The organism is Roseovarius salincola, assembly GCF_026891095.1.
Classification (GTDB): Bacteria; Pseudomonadota; Alphaproteobacteria; order Rhodobacterales; family Rhodobacteraceae; genus Roseovarius; species Roseovarius salincola.
The window spans coordinates 1-17,282 of sequence record NZ_JAPTNL010000032.1; the positions used below are offsets into that span (position 1 = coordinate 1).

The following is a 17,282-nucleotide window of genomic DNA, read 5'->3' on the forward strand; positions in this document are numbered from 1 at the left end:
TCCGGGGCAAAGCGTTCATGCACGAAACCCACCAACAGGATCAGCAGTAGAACCAGCGCAAGATAGGGTTGGTACCCGGTCACAAAATCAGTCAACATACTATCCTTGCCCAGATGCCAAGGTCCTCGTGTTCTGCCCTGTGCCGGGACCCCATAGCGTCTTCCGCATGGCAGCACTGTCGGCCGGTTTGCTCGCTGCCATCGTTTCACCTCTACTTGGTTGTGGTTGCCGATAGAGTCACAGAGTCAATGACGCTGGCAGAAGGTTCCCGGATTTGGCACGGTCGGGACGCACGCTTGGAAAGCACGATGCCCCGTCAGCTCACGGGCGGTCTTGCTGCTGCCGCCCGTATATCGAACTTGCGCGCACATGCCAAAGATTGTTCGCTTTCATGATTGTCTTGTCACCCGACACAGACCGGGGAGTAGCCGCCACGGCCTCGATCTGCCGGGTGGTCCCGCTCGTGATGAATGGCCAGGCCTGTTCCCGGTGGACGGAGCCCGGCCAGATCAACCGAGAGGCTGATGCAGGTAAGTGCCCGCTTTCTGCAATCGACGCAGTCTGAATATAAGAGATCGCGGAGGTAGCCGACCGGCAGTGCCCCGGGACTTGGTGCATGGCCGCCGGGGATACGGCCCGAAGGCGTTGAGCGAACACCCTGTCCCGAGAGCGGGGCCCAATTATTGATGGCGTTTGCCAATCAAGGTCGGAAAAGGCACCTTGAATCCATGATCGACAATCCCGAAAGTCTGCCCCGCGAAGCGGCCGACAGATTTACAAAGCCCTTTGCGCGTTTCCTGAAGATTGAAGCGGCATCTGGCGGTCTTCTTGTGCTGGCCGTTCTGGTGGCGATGGCCCTGGCCAACTCGCCCTGGCGAGGCGCATATCTGGCGCTGTGGGAGACACCGGTCGGCCTGAGCTTCGGTGCGCTCGACTTTACCCGGTCGTTGCAGCACTGGATCAACGACGGCCTTATGACGCTGTTTTTCTTCGTGATCTCGCTTGAACTCAAGCGCGCGCTGGTCCTTGGTGAGTTGCGACATCCGCGAATGGCTGCGCTTCCCTTCGCCGCCGCCTTGGGCGGCATGGCAGTTCCGGTCGCGCTGTACCTGGCCTTGATGGTCGGGGAGCCGGGCATGCATGGCTGGGGCACGGTGATGGCGACCGATACCGCGTTCGTCATCGCATGTCTTGCCATCTTCGGGACCCGGGTCCCGCCCAGCCTACGGCTTTTCCTTCTGTCATTGGCGATCTTCGATGACGTCGGTGCCGTTCTCGTCGTCGCCTTCAGCTACGGGGAGGCGATGAACTGGTCTGCGCTCGGTCTCGGGGCGCTTGGGATCGTGGTCGTTGCCAGCGCCGCGCAGCTCGGGGTGCGCCGCATCCCGGTTTACTTCCTGATGGGAGGCGCGATCTGGCTGTGCTTCGACGCGTCGGGCATCCACGCAACCATTGCCGGTGTCATTCTCGGGCTCATGACGCCGACCCGCGTCTGGGTCAGCGACACACGTCTACGCTCCATTCTCGGGGGGGTTCTCGCCTATCCAGCCGGCGACCATTGGAGCGGCGACACCGAAGATCGCGAGGACCTGCGCCGCGCCGGCAGGGCCGTAACGGAATCGCTCTCTCCCGTTGAACGGCTCGAGATGATGCTGCACCCTTGGATGGGCTTTGTCATCATGCCACTCTTTGCGCTGGCCAATGCCGGGATCACGATCGAGGGAGCGGATTTCGCACAGCCGGTTTCGCTGGCGATCGTCGTCGGACTGGTGCTGGGAAAACCTGTTGGGGTGTTCGGGTTTAGCTGGCTCGCGGTTCAGTTCGGTCTGGCTACCCGCGGGACCGGCCTGTCATGGCCCTTCATCGCCGCCGGGGCATTCCTTACAGGCATCGGCTTTACCATGTCGCTGTTCATCGCGGGCCTTGCGTTCGAGCAACCAGTCCTGGATGCGGCAAAGTTGGGTATTCTCGGCGGATCGGCACTTTCCGCGATCCTTGGCAGCTTGCTGCTGACCTGGCTCACATTGCGACCGCGATGACGGCACCACGCAGCGAGACGCGCACGTCGCCTCTGGTTTCGATCCCGGACAAAGCGCGCCTCGCTTACGCGCCAGTGGGATTGACAGGCATTACGAACAGATGGGACGGGAGCCCGCGTTCAGGGCTCATCCAAGTCGCCCTTGGATCCGTGAGGTCGTAGGGCGAGCGCTTCCCCGTGCGTGATACTACCTTCACCGAGAGATCTTTTCCCTCAGGCGAAGTGCAGGCCGACTGCCACGCCATGACAGGCGGTGAGGCTTTCACTGTGGCGACGCTGGGCCTGACGCATATGGAAATTGGGCAGAATATCCCGGCGGTGAGATCGGCGGAGCAGCAATCTGCAAACTTGCCGCTTGAGCCTTACCTCAACACGCTTGGCTGTGTGTTTATCTGTGTCGCGCTCAGTGGGAACGCGCTTACTGTCTACGCTCGGCTCGACGATTGGAAGCGGGGGCGGCGATGATCGGCGGGTAGCCCGTTTACAGATCGCATAGCTGTATCTGCAGCGAAATGGATTATTCTCGCCCGAGCGCTTCGGAAGGCTTTGCCGGGCGTGGCTTTCCAGTGAGTGCGACTTGAGCTGCCCGGTAACTGTGATCGATATCGGCGATATCGGAGGCTTCCGATGCTCCGCGCCGCCCGGTTTCGGCAATGACGGCGGCGTGGTCCAGCAGGACATCACGTTGGTCGACCAGTCGGACGTTGGGCGCAAGCAGCGCAATGGTGCGGAGCATGTGCATGGTAACGGCTGGGTGGCTGGCACCGGCTTGCCGGATCTGGTGGAAAGCAACGTTCGTGAACCCACGGAAGCTCGCGGCTGGGGCGATCACCCGCACATCTCCCGCCGGGTCGAAAAGAACCTCATGCCGAAGCTCGCGCCGCATCACTTCGCCGAGCGCAGCGCCCAGACGATCGATAACGGCGATAGCGGTAAAGGGGTCATTAATGCCCGCCGAAAGCGCCCTTACGGCGATTTCGACCAACTGGCGCATCGAGAACTCGAGATCCTGAAGCGGCGTGCGTTCCTCACCGACCAGGATCGCGCCTTCCAGTTCGGTCGCCAGTTCCGAGTTGAGCAGACTCCCCGGATAGATTTCTGCCTTGTACGATTTTTTGATCACGAAATCGCCGGCGCGGAAGTCCAGGCGGACGATCACCTTGTGCCGACAGGCGATTTCCACGAGCTGCTCATACTCGATCGCCTGAACGTAGCCTTCGCCGGAAAGAGGCAACGCGGAAGCACGTTCGTCGAAGTCGGCGGGCAGCACGTCGGCGATTGTCGGCTGTTCGGGAATCGACTGAACGTCTTCCTCCGCCGGCAGCAAGCGCGAGATCGCACTGCGGAGATCCCTTTCGACACGCCGGATCTCTGTGTCGGAAATGATCGATCGGGCGAGAATATGGATAAAGAACAGCAGCGCGAACAGGTTGATGAGGGCAAGTACGGTCCCGAACGTGACGGCAATGTGGGGCACCTTGGAAACGTCGAGGTCACTGTTCAGGGTCCGAAGCACCAGCAGACAGTAGATGATGGTCATGAGGAACGTGCCGAACACCAACTGCGTGCGGAGATCGCCCATGAAGTTTCGGACCATTCGCGGGCCGAGTTGGCTGGCTGCGAGCGTCAACACCACCATGGTGATCGATATGACGAGCGTGGCCATTGTGACCATCGAGGAAAAGACGGTGGAAAGCAGATTGCGGGCGTCCTCCGGCCCGCCGCTGTGGATCCAGAACTGCCGGGCCTTCTCCTCCGGCAGGCCCGCATCGAGGTTGAGAGCCACGATGGCCAACCCAATTGCGCCGACAGCCATGAGCGTCGGTACGAACCAGAAGCCGGCCCGCAGATTGGCCCAGAGAGTGTAGAAGCGGCTAAGCATCGTCGCCTTCGCCGGACGCGATAAGATTGACCATGCTCATCTCTGTCAGGTCCGCCGTGCAAGCACCTGGACAATGTGCGGTCCGACGCGGCATCGATGCTGTCGTACCTTGGGGCACGATTGCCCGCGGCTTCCAAGCGATCATGCGGGCGCCGGCAACGTATGGGGCGGTGATATAGGTGCAGGGGCGCTCGATTGGCATCTCAAGCCGGCCGTTCCACAGTGACCTGCGTCACGTCACAATCTCCGCTCGCGAAACCTGCAGCGCAGGAGGTGAGATAGAAGTTCCACATCCTGCGGAACCGCTCATCGAAACCTTGTCTGGCGATCTCGCTCCAGTTTTCGTTGAACGATTCATGCCAGCGGCGGAGCGTCTGGCTGTAGCTCTCACCGAACTCGACCGAATGGACGAACTTCAGTCCGGCACGCTCTACCTCGGCAAGGAGCACACTGCGCGAGGGCACCAGACCTCCCGGAAAGATGTATTTCTGGATGAAGTCAACGCCGCGGCGATAGGCCTCCCAGCGATGGTCTTGCAGGGTAATGATCTGCAGGGTCGCGTTGCGCCCCGGCTTCAGGCAGTCGCGGACGGTCTCGAAATAGGTTGGCCAGTGGCGCTCGCCGACCGCCTCGAACATCTCGATCGAGGCGATGCCGTCGAAGCGGCCACGCGTGTCGCGGTAGTCCTGAAGCCTGATCTCGACACGGTCGTCGAGGCCCGCGCGCCGGATCCGGTCCCATGCGTAGTCGTGCTGCGCCGGGCTTATGGTGAGCCCGGTGACGCGCAGTCCGCGCTCGGCGGCCGCGTATTCGGCAAAGCCGCCCCAGCCGCAGCCGATCTCCAGCACGTGGTCGCCCGACGCGACGCCCATTCCGTCGATCAGGCTCGCGTACTTGGCGATCTGCGCCGCCTCGAGGCTTTCCTGCCCGGTCGTGAATTTCGCGGAAGAATAGGTCATCGTCTCGTCGAGCCAGAGTCGATAGAAGTCGTTCCCTAGGTCGTAGTGGGCGGCGATGTTGCGCCGCGCCTGAAACCGGGTGTTGTCGCGCAACAGGTGCCGCGCCCGCTCCAGGAGCCGCAGCAGGCCCATGCCTGGAAAGCCGTCATAGATGTCGTCGCCGGCGGCGCGCACGAGATCCATGAAAGCCTGCAGGTCGGGCGTCGACCAGCCGCCCTCCAGATAGGACTCCGCGAAGCCCAGCTGTCCTTCGCGAATGAGCCGCGCGAAAAGGGAAGGATCATGCACATGCAGTTCGGCCACGGGCCCGGGCCGTGCGCCGTCCGCGCGGAACCGGCGCCCGTCAGGCAGCACGAAGGTAAGTCGTCCTGCCTTCATCCCGCGCGCTTTCGCGAAGACCGCCGCGAAGTAGCGCGGCAGGTCGCTCTGGCCCTCGGTCGTCGTCACTGCCTTCATCTGATCCGGTCCTGCGGTCCCCTCGGTTCAAAGACGAAGTTTCTCCGCCGCCGGTCGTCCGCGTTAGTCCACGTCTGAACCATCCCGTAACGGCATGGTGATGTCGGGGTCGCTGCATCCACGTTCATGCTGTGCTGCAAATGCGGAAATACGATGTTCAACCGCGACGGAGCACCACCCGCGCCGACGAAGACTATCAAATCCCCGTCTGCGACGCCACGTAAGCCGCAGGTCATTGCTCCGGTCATATGCGCTTCCATTCTTGTTTCACAGATTCAACGCGGAACGCCTCGAGCGAAGTTATGCTGAATAGAACGCCGAAACTGCTTGTTTGTCCCCCGTGCAATTCACGACGGGAGCGCGACTTTTCGCAGGATCGCATGACTATGAGTGGCGAGCCCGTGGCGGAGCGGTTTCCCCCCCATGATGCAGCCTCGGATGCGGCGAAAAACGCCAAGGCCGACGGTAGCCTGCCCGTTCCAACCTGATCGCTGCGGCTCAGGGTCAGAACCAACGCCCGCGACCGTACCAACCGCCTCCGCCGAGCAGGGCAATGACGAGAACGATGATGAGGATTGTGGTCAAGTCCATGAAAGTCTCCGTTGGGTGCTTTCGCGGCAACCGCAGCTCAGGATGAGCAATGCATCTCGCACGATCGGCACTTGGCTCACGTTACGCCCCAGCACACCGGCGCGCCTTAACCTGGAGCAACGCAGAGGCCTTCGATCTTCTTTAGGCTGCGAAAACGACGCAGCGGCTGTTCTTGGCGTCCCAGCGCCTGAGGATGAGGCAGCGGGAGGCGGGGCATCATTTCAAGATCCCGCCCGACAGCGTCAGGAAGCTGCTGCCGTTCGCGGCTCTGCCCGATTCTCTGCGCCGGGCCGCGTCAAACCCCAAAAGTCAGCGATGTGCCGGGTCGAGGAAATTCCAACATCCAACATATACTTGCCTTCTTCCCCCAGGCCCTCGTCGCCATCGGCACTGATAGGCGTGCCGTGGCCCATGTCCTCGATGATGTAATGCTCGATCACCACCCGCCCGTCGGGGTCGCACCAGACTTCCCGAGGGAAGCCGTCAACCATCTCGACGCGTGTCGGCGGGCCTTCGACCTTGTGGATCTCCTGCCACTGCCGGACGATCGCGCTGGCGTTGGAATTGTCGACGGTCTTATCGCTGTCGCCATGCCAGACCGAGATCGTCGGCCATGGACCCGTGAATTGCGAGGCTCCGCGCACAAGCGCGTCGAGCCTGCGGTCAGAGGGTCCACCATATCCGTTCATGCGAAACACTGCCTGCATCAGGGTGTTTGCGCTGCGGTAGGGCAGTCCTGCGATGATCGCACCTCCCGCGAACACTTCCGGATAGGCCGCCAGCATCACGGATGTCATGGCACCACCCGAGGACATCCCCGTGATGAAGACCTGCGACGGGTCAATGGCATGATCGTCAACGACCTGGGTGATCATCTGCCGAATAGAGAGCGGCTCGCCGCCGCCGCGGTGGCTGTCGCCCCGCTTGAACCAGTTGAAGCTGCCGATGGCGTTGTTGGCCTTCTTTTGCCCCGGGAACAGAAGCGCTATCCCGAATTCGTCGGCGAGAGCAGACCAGCCTGATCCGGTATCGTAGCTCTCCGCCGACTGGGTGCTGCCATGCAGCACGACGACAAGAGGGCCGTTCTTCGTGAAGTTCTCCGGAATATAAAGCTCCGCGCTCAGCGACCCGGGGTCAGTCCCGAATTTTTCCATAACGGAGAGACGATTGGCGGTAGTTGAAGATGCTGACATAAGAACCCCTGTACATGAGCCGGTCCTGCCCACGTGAGACGCGCGGACCCGAATTTTCGGGCCGGGCGCGATATGACTGCCCACGGTTCAAGGTGGACACGAAGAGACCTTTGCCGCCCGCGGCAGATGAGATCCATCAGACGGATACGCCAAGCGTCTCGGTGATTGGGCTGCACCTTGCTGGTTTCCCGGTCCGCTTGCACAGATGCAGGTTAGTCCGGGCACCAATAAAATGCAGGAGCTCCCGTGCGCAGCCGATCACCTGCCGGGCGTAGCCGTACAGCCCTTCCCCTTCCCGCATAAAAAACTGATCAAACATCGCTTCGCTTTCGACCGATTCTTCTTGGCCACAACCACCAGGATTTCACGTACATGAAGCGCCTTATCGGTGTCTTCACGACAAGAAGCAGAATTCCTATTGATAAGAGGCACCAGATCGCGGCCACTTCATTGGGGTTGCTGGTCAGGAGCATGGCCAATTGCGGTCCGACCAGGAAATGGTACACGGTAAACCGCCAAGAGCCGTAAACGAAGGGCAGCAAGATTCCAGCGATAAAATAGGTCGGATAAATGCTCAGGAAAGAAGCCCAAGAATCGACGGTGATGAAATTCAGCATGCCGTTCGTCGGCACATCCCAGGCGATATGCCACTCTCCGGAAACCGAGCAAAGTCGATCCGCACACAGCCCGCGCCCCAGTGGACACGACCCTGCCCATTCGAACGGGTAAAGCTGCAAAAGCATGACGACTGCCGAAGCAAAACAGACTGCATAAACCGGCCACCGGATCCTCTCTCGAACAGCAGTTGGTATGAAATACATCGACAGCATGTTGATGAAGAATGGCTGGAACACGATGTGCAAGTAGCTCAGGAGAGTGGCGATCTGATTAGAGGGGAGCGAGCATTGATCGATGACCGGATATGTGAAGGCCTGTAAAAGCTCCATTGACGAGAAATAGCCGAGGGCCATCCACAACGGCGCCGGTTCCTTCCTGTAGGCGGCATAAGCAGTGGTAGAGATACCCACGACTGCCAGTACTGCCGACGCTTCACCGCTCCAACACATCAATTCTCTTTCTCGACAGGAAGAATAGTCGAGCTGACACCGCAACGTGCTGATTGGGCGTGACAGCACATCGGGAGCGCCAGTCAATCACCAGGATCAGCTTCCTCTTTTGGGCTGTCATGCAGAGGGGGTCTGCAGGACGGGTAGTTTCTTGGGAGTTCCGTCCGTGGCACGGGGTTCCGGTCCACCCCAGCGCGGGATTGTCAGCTTGTTGTCAGGGTGACGCCCTGGAAGGCTTCTCTCGCCCGGTGTGTCGAAGGCATCATCTCCAAGGCCCAATCCTGTACCTGCGTGTGTGTCACCAGAAGACCCGCCCAGATCAAAGCCCGGGCGGTCGATCTTGCGAGCGCTGTCTTCGGCCGTGCGGGACTCGTCTTGAGCCGGGTTCTTCGGAATCTTCTTGTCGGAAGCGTCGGTTGGTTCCGGCACTCCGGACGATGCGGGTGTTTTTTCTCGGTGTTTCATGCCTTGACTCCTTCGCACGGCGCTGGGGTTCTAACCTGCGGCTCAGCTTGGCAGCACCGCGCGTCGCCGGGTCCGCGATGGGCTGCCCGGCCTTCGAAGGTATATTTCATCATAGATCATCCGGGCGGTCCGATTGCTGATCCAGGTTAGGAAGACGGGCCTGATATCGATCGGCGGCTGACCCGAAGCTGACAGCCCTGCAAAGCATATCTGCCTCAGCTTCTGCGCGCGATTTCCGCTCCATGATGGAAACCGCCGGTCGCAAGACCGACGCAGCGGACCCTGACCAGAATGGAGTCCGGGACATGGCGCTACCGCAGAAGAGGGCCTTCCTGATCGAGGTAGGCGCGGTCGAATTCGGCCAGATCGGCCAGCCTGTCGAAATCGTGGATCGTCACCCGGCCCTTCTGAAAGGTTGCCAGCCCGTCCTCGCGCAACTCGCGGAGAACACGATTGACGTGCACGGCGCTGAGCCCCAGCGCATCGGCCAGATGGTATTGCGTCAGCGGACAGGCAAAACCGTCGCGGGTGCCGCGTCCCACCAGGGTCAGCCGAGCGCTGAGTTCGAGCAGGAAATGCGCCATCCGTTCCCGTGCGTCTCGCCGACCGATGCCGACCAGATGCTCGACCACCATCGCCTCGTCCCGCGACGCGGCCCATAGCACCGCTGTGGCCAAGCGCGGGGTGTCTGCAAAGGTTTGCAGCAGGTCACTTTCCAGCACTTCCGATGCCTCGACCGCCGTGACTGGCTCGACGCTGTGGTCGGCGGTGCGAAAGAGGACCGACCGCAGGCCGAGAAAGTCGCCCGGTATCTGGAAATCGACGATCTGTCGCGAGCCGTTGCGCATCAACTTGTAGGAACAGACCCAGCCGTCGGCGAGGATATACGCTGCCTGGTGGGTCTGCCCCTCAAACACAATATCCCGTCCCGCGGCAAAACTGCGACGCCGCCGGTGCAAGGTATCAAGGACAGCCAGCTCGGCCTCAGACAGGGCGACGAAGTTGCCCAGCTTGCGGGCGAGTGGGCTTTGGGTGCTGATCATCGGATACCTTTTTTCCCCGGTTCCACGGCGGGGACGGGTTCTGACAATCCTAGATTATCGCGCATCGCTCCCAGCAATCCTGCCGTGGATCAGTTCATGTTACGCGCGATGTGCGACAGTTGCGATCAAGTTCTCCGGGGCTGGACATGCCTTGGCCAAAACTAGAAAGAATCAGTCCATGACAACGCAAATACCTTCCAAGCCAGTACTTTTGGGAATACCGCCCGGAGCAGAAGTGACGGCCGTCGCCGCCCTCACCATCTGCGAATCGCTTTTGATGGCCCTCAACGATAGAGACATCTTACCAGAGCACCAGATCGTCGGCGTGCTGCGCGACGCTGCGGCAGCTCATTCAAACGATCCGGGCGAAGATGGGCAGGGGGAGCTGCATTCGGCGGTCGCCGACCTGATTAACCGGATCATCGATGGTGGCAATTCGGTACGACGGCCATAACGCTCGGCCAGCCGATGGCACCCGAACTCGGGTGGCGTCCGCTCGGTCTCGCCACTTGCTTGCACAACGGCATACGGCCTCATTCGTCGCTCGGCGCGCGGAACGCCCGATCGCGCAAATCTTACCCAGCCACCGCCGATCCCCGGCGGCGGAGTAACCAAAGCGGAGGCCCACTTGGAAGAAGCCTGGGACCGGTTCAGACAAACCGAGCCGCCGCTTGGTTGATAGGTGCGCAACAAAGCGACGGCGTTCCACTTAGAGACTGTTGGCTTGAGGTGATACCTGACTGTTTCGAGCAGCCAAATGTAAATCGAAGAGGAAATTATCATGATCCGTGCAACCCTGATTGCGATGACGCTTGCGACCCCGGCCATGGCCGAGGTGATGACCGTTCAAACGACGAAGTATGTTCCAGCCGCCATGGACGCGCTGGAGGCTGCGGTGCGAGAGGCCGGGGCCAAGGTGTATGCCCGGATCGACTATGCTGCCGAGGCCAACAGCGCGGATATGGAACTTGTCCCGGCCCAACTGCTGATCTTTGGCAACCCGGCCGTTGACACGGCCGCGATGCAGGACGACATTCAGACGGGATTGATGCTGCCTTTGCACGTGCTGGTCTATCATGGCCCAGATGGCGACACTCAGATCGCCTATCAAGACGTGACCGATATGTTCGATGGCATGAGCATCAACGTTAGGGCGGACTACGTGAACGAAATGGAAGACACCTTGCAAATGCTGATCAACAAGGCCGTCGACTGAATTCTTAAACTGACATTGCCCAAGTAGAATGGCCTCTGAAAGCGATGCAACGGGCCCTTCTATAGCCCGTTAGCACGTTACCCAACCCTCGGTCGCGATCAGCTAGTCTGTCCGCCTCGCTCTCGGTCTTCTGCCAAAGCGTCTGTTCCCGTTCCCGTGCGGCCTGCCCCTGCGCCTGATGCCGTTCCCCGGGTCCATCCTAACCTGGAGCAGCGCGACCGGGCACGCGAGATGCAACGCTGACGAATTGAACGCCCACGAGGCAATCCCGGTTCCACGCGGGAACCCGCGAGCACGTCGAGCTACCCGCTTAAAGAACACCGCGTGCGACAGTGGCTTGGTCAACTAGGCAGAATACAGGAGACCCAGACATGATCGACCGTGACGCCCAGTCGAACGCCAGTCAGGTGACCGAAGCGAATCACCGGATCGCAAATCATCTGGCCCTGCTTGCCTGCCACGTCCGCCTTAAAGGCGCCGAACTGGTCCGCCGCGACCCTCCCCCAAAATTGGCTGATCTTTCGCTTCTCCTCGACGCGATCGGCGCGCAGATCACGGCGATCTCGCAACTGCATCGGTTGCTCTCGTCAGAGGGGACCGAGAGCTCGGCTGATCTGAGCCACCACTTGGGCATGATATGCTCGGCGCTCGGGTCGGGCGTCTCGGGCGATGTTGTCATCGTGGAGTCGCTCGCCAGCGATTGCACGATAGCTCCGCAGCACTTGCTTCCCACCGCACAGATCGTCACCGAAGTTATGACCAATGCCATCAAGTACGGTCGGCGCCCCGGCAGGTCGGGCCGGATCGTGGTTTGTTGCAGCAAGGACGCAAGCGGAACCGTTCTCGTCGAAATCCTCGACAATGGACCTGGCTTGCCGGCAAACGGATTGGGATCCGGATTTGGCTATCGTCTGGTGCAGGCGCTGGTTGGACAAATCGACGGAGCCATTGAGTATCGCTCAACAAATCAAGGGCTGACTGTGTGCCTTTCGCTGCCGCTGGAAGAAACAAAGGCCGACACTGAAATTCCCACCCCGGTTGGCGCCGGTGCCGAGACGCCGAAGCTTCACGTATTTGTTTAAGATCATATACTTTCAGCAAGAAAAGGTTAGACCTCAGGCCCATCCCCTCCAGCAATCTGCCACCAGACTCACCCCCGCAAGCGAACATTTGCTTGCCGATGGAGGAATGGAAGGTTTGTCCTCCTGGATCAATGTCCTAGCCATTGGAGGTGTGCAATTCATGTGCAACCCAAAGTGAAGGTTCGAAAAATGCACCAAAGCAGCTACCCGAGCAAGTGCAGCGAAAGCACGCTCTGTCCGCACACTACCAGTTCGCCACCGGCGCGATTTTGCACTCGCAGCGAATGGCCGGTCTGGTGAAGCCGCACCGCGGTGGCGGTGAATGGGATGAATGTCTCTAATGGGCCGTTCACGGCGGCGCAACGCGGCATGCTCTCCTCACCACGCGGTCCCTGGTATGTCACACCGCCACATTGCGGATTACTAGCCGGTGGGTTTCGTCGTCGTGCTTCTGCACCGGTCAAAAAGGAGTCGATCCGGTGCGGGATGGGGTGTTCCCCGGTCATATCCTGCGCTTTGCGACCGATGTGCAGGCAAACCGTGGTCGCGGCTTTTGTTCGATTTCATGCCGGGAAGAACCGCGAGAGTGAACCTAAGCACGAGAAAAGCGCGTTTGACGCACTTCGCGGCCCAGGCTGGTGGAGCTGCGAATATTATCCCAAGTGTATCGATTGACCACTGCATTGATTTCATTCGCGGAGCTTGTTCAAAAACCTGCAATTCAGACGTCAGTTAGCGAAATACAAGATGCTCTGCAGGTTCCCTTGCCCCCACGGTCGCGTTAAAATCTGCACAGTAGACATCTACAGGTCGCGCCATGAACTTCGAAGAACACCCGTCCAAAATACATGAAGAGGCGAGCCAAACGGAGGACCCCGCCGATCATGTTTATATGCATTTCGACGGGATCAAGGAGACACTGCCTTTGCGTCTGGACGACTATGACGATGACGGCGCGTTGCGCGAAGATCAGATCCAGGACCTGGCCAAGGATTTTCAGTTGGACATAAACCTCGCCCGGGATCTCTCCGTCCTTGTGGGCTATTCCCTTGATATCGACTCCGAGGTCAGCCTTGTCCGCGTGACGCGGGAACAGCGCGGCAATAAGAGAGGTCGCCAAGACGAACAGTTCAGAAAGTTTTTCATCGAGGGCAATGGCGACGAAGTCCCCGTACAGCCTCGCGACAAGCGGAGCGTATCGGATGATCGGCGCATTAGCTTGATTGAGAGCTGCTGCTATATTTGGTTGGACGCCGGTCGCAAACTCACATTTACAACCCGTCCTGACAAACCGAGTTCCGAGCAACGTGAAGGCCAGCTGATCAGGTTTATCCAGACTGTTGTCGGCATGGTCACGAAGCCGATGAGCCAGATTCCAGGTGAGACACTGCGGAGTGACATCGAACTCGTTCGCCGACGTTTTAGGCGACGCGGTGCTCTCGATCCGATCGACGGGGCCTGACCCGCACAATCGATACACTTGGTAATGGTGCGCGGACCCACGGCATGCTTCCGGCATGACCCGCGAGCCAGAATACCCAGACCATTCGACGGACGATCAGGACGTCACTGACGCCGCACTGGCGTTGGCGCGCCTGTTCGCTCGGATGATCGCGGCAGATATGCAGGAGCTCGCCCCCCACCCTGCTGAGGAGCGTGCCGATGGCCAAGACCCCCAATAATTCGACCCCGCACCATGCGCAGCCGTTGATGACCGTGAAGGATGTCGCACGAGCAGACAACGTGTCCGAGAAGACCGTGCGCCGCGCAATCAGTGCCGGCCTGCTGGAAGTGATCCGCGTCGGCCCCGGCGGCCGGCTGATCCGTATTTCGCCGGCGGCACATGCCGCCTACCGCATGGCCCTCAAAGGCAATCTCTAATTGCCACGAAGGCCCATATCTCCGTTGCCAAGTAAGCGCGGAAAACCCCACGACTTCGATCTTTCGGCACATGATCCCATGCGGCGCGCACCCGGAGCACCAGTGACCAGCAATGTCCATTCATGTCAATAATTTAGCCACTCGTCGGGACAACACACCCTCCGGAAGGAAGAAACTTTCCATGGTATAGTTTTCCCGAATGTCACCCCGTGTCCACTGAAGTCATCCCGAGACCCACCATGACCAATAAGGAAACTCCCGAATGAAGACTTTCAGCACCGAGGACCTGAGCAAGGCCCTGCTGCCAGCAGGAACGCCGATGTTCAGCGACCTCATCGAGCAGGTCAAAGCTGACTCGTCCCTGCCCTCCACGCGCAAGCGCGATATGGTATCCGGCCTTCAGCGGGTTGCCACGGCTCTTGGCATGGCGCCCTCGAATGTGCCGGCGGCACCTCAATGGCTGCAACCCCGTCTGGAGGCTACCTCACACGCCGCACTCAACATCACGCAAAAGTCCTGGAAGAATCTGGTCAGCGATGCGCGGTCTTCTTTGGCTCATTGCGGGGTCGTCAAGAGACGCCGGAACCAACACGAGGATCTGACACCCACCTGGCACGCCCTGTGGGAGAACGCCTGCAAGAACGGGAAGATTCATTCCTCGCTGAGCCGTTTTCTCTATTTTCTGGATCGCCTGGGCGTCCAGCCCGAAGAGGTCGGTGATCAGCATGTGACGGTGTTTCATGAGGCTCTGGTCGGGGATGAGATCCGGAAGAACCCCAAGGCATCACTGCGCAATGCCGTCAATGCGTGGAACCGCGCCGTCAAACATGTCCCCGGCTGGCCCCAGACGCATCTCAAGGGGCTGGCCCCGAAAGTCGACAAAATCAAGCTACCCCTTGAGAGCTATCCGCCGAGTTTCGCTAATGACTTGGCCCGTTTCAAGGAAAGGGCCGGCCAGGTGAGCTTCTTTGATGAGTCGTATAAACGCCCTCTCGCCGCCAGTTCGATCTTTGCATATTCCCGGGTCCTGGAACGTTTTGCAGGCGGGCTTGTTCGGGCCGACGTACCCCCTGAGCGTATTACCGATCTCGGCGCACTCCTGTCCGAGGACATGATCGAGACCGGCCTGCGCTGGTTTTATGCGCGCTATGAGAACCAAATCACGCCCGGTATGAAAGAGATGATCTTGGCTCTGCAGCAGGTCAGCCGGCGTCACCTCGGACACGCGGAACATCCCCTGCTCGACAAGTATGTGCAGCGCCTGCCGAGCAAACAGCCTGGCCTGACCGCTAAGAACCGCGCGCGCCTGCGCCCGATGATGGCCCCGGCTATGACATCCCAGATCCTCAAGCTGCCCGAACTTCTGAATGGGCGGGCGGGCCAGGAGACCTCTCAAAAGGCCTGCCTGATGCGCGAGAGAGCGATTGCGCTTGCAATCCTGCTCTACTGCCCAATCCGGCGCGGCAACCTGGTCTCGCTTGAGTTGGATCGCCATCTGCAACGCCCCGGCGACGGCAAGGTCTACCTCATGTTCCCAAAAGATGAGGTCAAGAACCGCCAACCGCTCGAGTTCGAACTGCCGCCGCAGATTGCCAAGATGATCGAGCGCCACATCTCACTGCGCTCGCCGCGCCTCTGCCCACCGAGCACGCCCTATCTGTTTCCCAAGCGCGACGGTTCACGCCCGATGCAGGCAGAACAGCTGGCCGACAGCTTGAAGCTCTGCCTGAAGCGCGAGCTTGGGCTTGACGTCAATATGCACCTCTTTCGCCATTTTGCAGCGCATCTGCTGCTGAAATCCGCGCCCGGCAACTATGAGGCGGCGCGCCGTCTCTTGGGCCATTCCCGCCTGAGCAGTACGATCAATGCCTATACGGGCATTGAGACCACAGAGGTGTCGCGCCACTATGGCGAGATCATCGAAGGGTTGAAGCAATGAGCGTGAATGGCCGTATCCTTCCCATTGAGGACTGGCCGCCCATCGATCAGCAGATGTGGCAGCGCGCGATACAAAACGGCGGGCTGTTCGATGAGGTCGGTCCACTGGCTCATATGGCCGAGCCAACCCGCAACATGATCAAGGCCGGCTATGGCAAATGGCTCGCTTGGCTGACCGAGGTCCAACCCGCGTCACTTTGGGCTCATCCGGCCGATCGTATTGACCTCGAGACCTTTGTCGGCTTCATCGACTCCACCACGCACCTTTCGCCGCACACCCAGCATTTCTACGCCGATACCACGCTGCGCTTGCTCAGCCTCTGTTTCCCTGATCATGCGTGGGACCCGTTCAAGCGCATCGTGCGGTGCTTGCAAAGGTTAGCCAAGGAGCAGGTCAGCCACCGCAAGGACGGGCGAATCCTTTCCGGGGTGCATGTCTTGGCAAAAGCTCAGGAATTGGAAAGCTCTGCAAATCAGAACTTTGGAAATGACCAGCAGAGGGCGCTGCGACAGCGCAACGCGACGCTCATTGCCTTCCTGACGCTGATTCCGATCCGGCGCCGTGCCCTCTCCAGCCTGCGCCTCGGGGAGTCCGTGCTGATCGACGACGATCAGATCCTTATCCAGACGGCCCCCGATCTGAACAAGACCAAAACTTATTGGGAGACGCTCGTGCCGCCATCCATTGTGCCTCTTTTGGGGCGCTACATCCAGCAGACGCGACCCGCCCTCATGCTCCGAGGCGATTATGATCACGACTATCTCTGGGTTACGAACCGGGGCGCACCAATCAGTGGCACCTCCATGGGAACGCTGATCCGCAACCAGACACGCAAGCTTTTCGACGTGCCGATCTCACCGCATCTGTTCAGGGATATTGCCGCCACGACCATGGCCCGCTCCTCACCCGAAGCCGTGGGGAACATCCGACCGCTTCTGGGTCATCGTGGCCATGAGACTGCAGAGAAGTATTATAACCACGCAACTGCGCTTGAGATCGGCCGCAATCACGCGCAGCTTATCGACAGCATCCGGCAAGGAGACTGAACATGCGAATTGCGATTTACGCCCGATTTTCCTCAACGATGCAGAGCGAGGCATCGATCGAGGATCAGACGCGCCTGTGCCTGGAGCAGGTCGAGCGACTGGGGGGATCGGTTGCAGGCACGTTCAGCGACATGGCGCTGTCAGGAGCCTCGATGCATCGCCCGGGGCTGGAAAGCTTGATGAAGCAGGCCGAGCGCGGTGCGTTCGACATGGTGCTGACTGAAGCCTTGGACCGGCTGAGCCGCGACCAGGCCGATGTAGCTACCTTGTTCAAGCGCCTGAACTTTTATGGAGTGCGGATCGTGACCCTGTCAGAGGGTGAGATGGTAATCCCCCCGAAAATCAGTGGTGTTCAAAAGTAGAATTTTCTCGGCAAGATATCTGAGGAGATTTACGATGAAGAACGGACGATACAGCGATGCAC

16 protein-coding genes are annotated in these 17,282 nt (G+C 59.9%); 10 read left to right on the forward strand and 6 right to left on the reverse strand.

The features are described from left to right. Nucleotides 1-728: 728 nt before the first annotated feature. Nucleotides 729-2,039, forward strand: a complete 1,311-nt coding sequence (nhaA, locus tag N5A93_RS18820) for a Na+/H+ antiporter NhaA (protein ID WP_268956635.1) — start codon at nt 729-731, stop codon at nt 2,037-2,039. Nucleotides 2,040-2,215: 176 nt separating this feature from the next. After that, nucleotides 2,216-2,503, forward strand: a complete 288-nt coding sequence (locus N5A93_RS18825) for a hypothetical protein (RefSeq protein WP_268956636.1) — start codon at nt 2,216-2,218, stop codon at nt 2,501-2,503. 52 nt (nt 2,504-2,555) lie between these two features. On the opposite strand, the gene N5A93_RS18830 is transcribed toward N5A93_RS18825, so the two are convergent. The 6 genes from N5A93_RS18830 to N5A93_RS18855 all read right to left on the reverse strand — a co-directional run bounded on the left by N5A93_RS18830 (nt 2,556) and on the right by N5A93_RS18855 (nt 9,694). Beyond that, the gene (locus N5A93_RS18830; RefSeq protein ID WP_268956637.1) at nt 2,556-3,920 is read right to left on the reverse strand and encodes a DUF2254 domain-containing protein; all 1,365 of its coding nucleotides are present in this window, start codon (nt 3,918-3,920) and stop codon (nt 2,556-2,558) included. Nucleotides 3,921-4,123: 203 nt separating this feature from the next. After that, on the reverse strand, nt 4,124-5,335 hold the full coding sequence (locus tag N5A93_RS18835) for an SAM-dependent methyltransferase (protein WP_268956638.1): 1,212 nt from the start codon (nt 5,333-5,335) through the stop codon (nt 4,124-4,126). A gap of 833 nt (nt 5,336-6,168) precedes the next feature. After that, nucleotides 6,169-7,080, reverse strand: coding sequence for an extracellular catalytic domain type 1 short-chain-length polyhydroxyalkanoate depolymerase (locus N5A93_RS18840; RefSeq protein WP_268956639.1), 912 nt, complete (start codon nt 7,078-7,080; stop codon nt 6,169-6,171). Nucleotides 7,081-7,430: 350 nt separating this feature from the next. After that, nucleotides 7,431-8,186: a DUF5765 domain-containing protein gene (locus N5A93_RS18845; RefSeq protein ID WP_502263987.1), complete on the reverse strand. Its 756-nt coding sequence runs from the start codon at nt 8,184-8,186 to the stop codon at nt 7,431-7,433. 117 nt (nt 8,187-8,303) lie between these two features. Then, nucleotides 8,304-8,651: a hypothetical protein gene (locus N5A93_RS18850; protein ID WP_268956641.1), complete on the reverse strand. Its 348-nt coding sequence runs from the start codon at nt 8,649-8,651 to the stop codon at nt 8,304-8,306. 311 nt (nt 8,652-8,962) lie between these two features. Continuing rightward, nucleotides 8,963-9,694 carry a Crp/Fnr family transcriptional regulator gene (locus N5A93_RS18855; RefSeq protein WP_268956642.1) on the reverse strand — a complete coding sequence of 244 codons (732 nt, stop codon included), beginning with the start codon at nt 9,692-9,694 and terminating at the stop codon, nt 8,963-8,965. A gap of 178 nt (nt 9,695-9,872) precedes the next feature. Between N5A93_RS18855 and N5A93_RS18860 the strand changes: the two genes are divergently transcribed. From N5A93_RS18860 to N5A93_RS18895, 8 genes are all read left to right on the forward strand, one after another. Then, nucleotides 9,873-10,148, forward strand: coding sequence for a hypothetical protein (locus tag N5A93_RS18860; RefSeq protein WP_268956643.1), 276 nt, complete (start codon nt 9,873-9,875; stop codon nt 10,146-10,148). Between the two features lie 327 nt (nt 10,149-10,475). After that, a complete protein-coding gene (locus tag N5A93_RS18865; protein ID WP_268956644.1) occupies nt 10,476-10,910 on the forward strand; it encodes a DUF302 domain-containing protein in 435 nt (144 codons plus the stop codon). A 371-nt stretch (nt 10,911-11,281) separates the two neighbouring features. Then, nucleotides 11,282-11,992 carry a sensor histidine kinase gene (locus N5A93_RS18870; RefSeq protein WP_268956645.1) on the forward strand — a complete coding sequence of 237 codons (711 nt, stop codon included), beginning with the start codon at nt 11,282-11,284 and terminating at the stop codon, nt 11,990-11,992. Nucleotides 11,993-12,809: 817 nt separating this feature from the next. After that, nucleotides 12,810-13,454 carry a hypothetical protein gene (locus tag N5A93_RS18875; protein ID WP_268956646.1) on the forward strand — a complete coding sequence of 215 codons (645 nt, stop codon included), beginning with the start codon at nt 12,810-12,812 and terminating at the stop codon, nt 13,452-13,454. 200 nt (nt 13,455-13,654) lie between these two features. Then, nucleotides 13,655-13,873 (forward strand): helix-turn-helix domain-containing protein, encoded by a 219-nt coding sequence (locus N5A93_RS18880; RefSeq protein ID WP_268956647.1) that lies wholly within the window; start codon nt 13,655-13,657, stop codon nt 13,871-13,873. Between the two features lie 262 nt (nt 13,874-14,135). Further along, the gene (locus N5A93_RS18885) at nt 14,136-15,812 is read left to right on the forward strand and encodes a site-specific integrase (RefSeq protein WP_268956648.1); all 1,677 of its coding nucleotides are present in this window, start codon (nt 14,136-14,138) and stop codon (nt 15,810-15,812) included. After that, nucleotides 15,809-16,858: a tyrosine-type recombinase/integrase gene (locus N5A93_RS18890; protein WP_268956649.1), complete on the forward strand. Its 1,050-nt coding sequence runs from the start codon at nt 15,809-15,811 to the stop codon at nt 16,856-16,858. The genes N5A93_RS18885 and N5A93_RS18890 overlap by 4 nt, the downstream gene beginning before the upstream one ends. A 2-nt stretch (nt 16,859-16,860) precedes the next feature. Continuing rightward, nucleotides 16,861-17,220 (forward strand): recombinase family protein, encoded by a 360-nt coding sequence (locus tag N5A93_RS18895; RefSeq protein WP_268956650.1) that lies wholly within the window; start codon nt 16,861-16,863, stop codon nt 17,218-17,220. Nucleotides 17,221-17,282: the final 62 nt, after the last annotated feature.

Excerpts from the sequence above, each read along its gene's own strand:
- N5A93_RS18840 (WP_268956639.1), bottom strand. The coding sequence starts at position 7,080 with ATGGAAAAATTCGGGACTGACCCCGGGTCGCTGAGCGCGGAGCTTTAT.
- N5A93_RS18855 (WP_268956642.1), bottom strand. The coding sequence starts at position 9,694 with ATGATCAGCACCCAAAGCCCACTCGCCCGCAAGCTGGGCAACTTCGTC.
- N5A93_RS18860 (WP_268956643.1), top strand. The coding sequence starts at position 9,873 with ATGACAACGCAAATACCTTCCAAGCCAGTACTTTTGGGAATACCGCCC.
- N5A93_RS18890 (WP_268956649.1), top strand. The coding sequence starts at position 15,809 with ATGAGCGTGAATGGCCGTATCCTTCCCATTGAGGACTGGCCGCCCATC.
- N5A93_RS18835 (WP_268956638.1), bottom strand. The coding sequence starts at position 5,335 with ATGAAGGCAGTGACGACGACCGAGGGCCAGAGCGACCTGCCGCGCTAC.
- N5A93_RS18895 (WP_268956650.1), top strand. The coding sequence starts at position 16,861 with ATGCGAATTGCGATTTACGCCCGATTTTCCTCAACGATGCAGAGCGAG.
- N5A93_RS18875 (WP_268956646.1), top strand. The coding sequence starts at position 12,810 with ATGAACTTCGAAGAACACCCGTCCAAAATACATGAAGAGGCGAGCCAA.
- N5A93_RS18885 (WP_268956648.1), top strand. The coding sequence starts at position 14,136 with ATGAAGACTTTCAGCACCGAGGACCTGAGCAAGGCCCTGCTGCCAGCA.
- N5A93_RS18865 (WP_268956644.1), top strand. The coding sequence starts at position 10,476 with ATGATCCGTGCAACCCTGATTGCGATGACGCTTGCGACCCCGGCCATG.
- N5A93_RS18830 (WP_268956637.1), bottom strand. The coding sequence starts at position 3,920 with ATGCTTAGCCGCTTCTACACTCTCTGGGCCAATCTGCGGGCCGGCTTC.
- N5A93_RS18870 (WP_268956645.1), top strand. The coding sequence starts at position 11,282 with ATGATCGACCGTGACGCCCAGTCGAACGCCAGTCAGGTGACCGAAGCG.
- N5A93_RS18845 (WP_502263987.1), bottom strand. The coding sequence starts at position 8,186 with ATGTGTTGGAGCGGTGAAGCGTCGGCAGTACTGGCAGTCGTGGGTATC.
- N5A93_RS18850 (WP_268956641.1), bottom strand. The coding sequence starts at position 8,651 with ATGAAACACCGAGAAAAAACACCCGCATCGTCCGGAGTGCCGGAACCA.
- N5A93_RS18880 (WP_268956647.1), top strand. The coding sequence starts at position 13,655 with ATGGCCAAGACCCCCAATAATTCGACCCCGCACCATGCGCAGCCGTTG.
- nhaA (WP_268956635.1), top strand. The coding sequence starts at position 729 with ATGATCGACAATCCCGAAAGTCTGCCCCGCGAAGCGGCCGACAGATTT.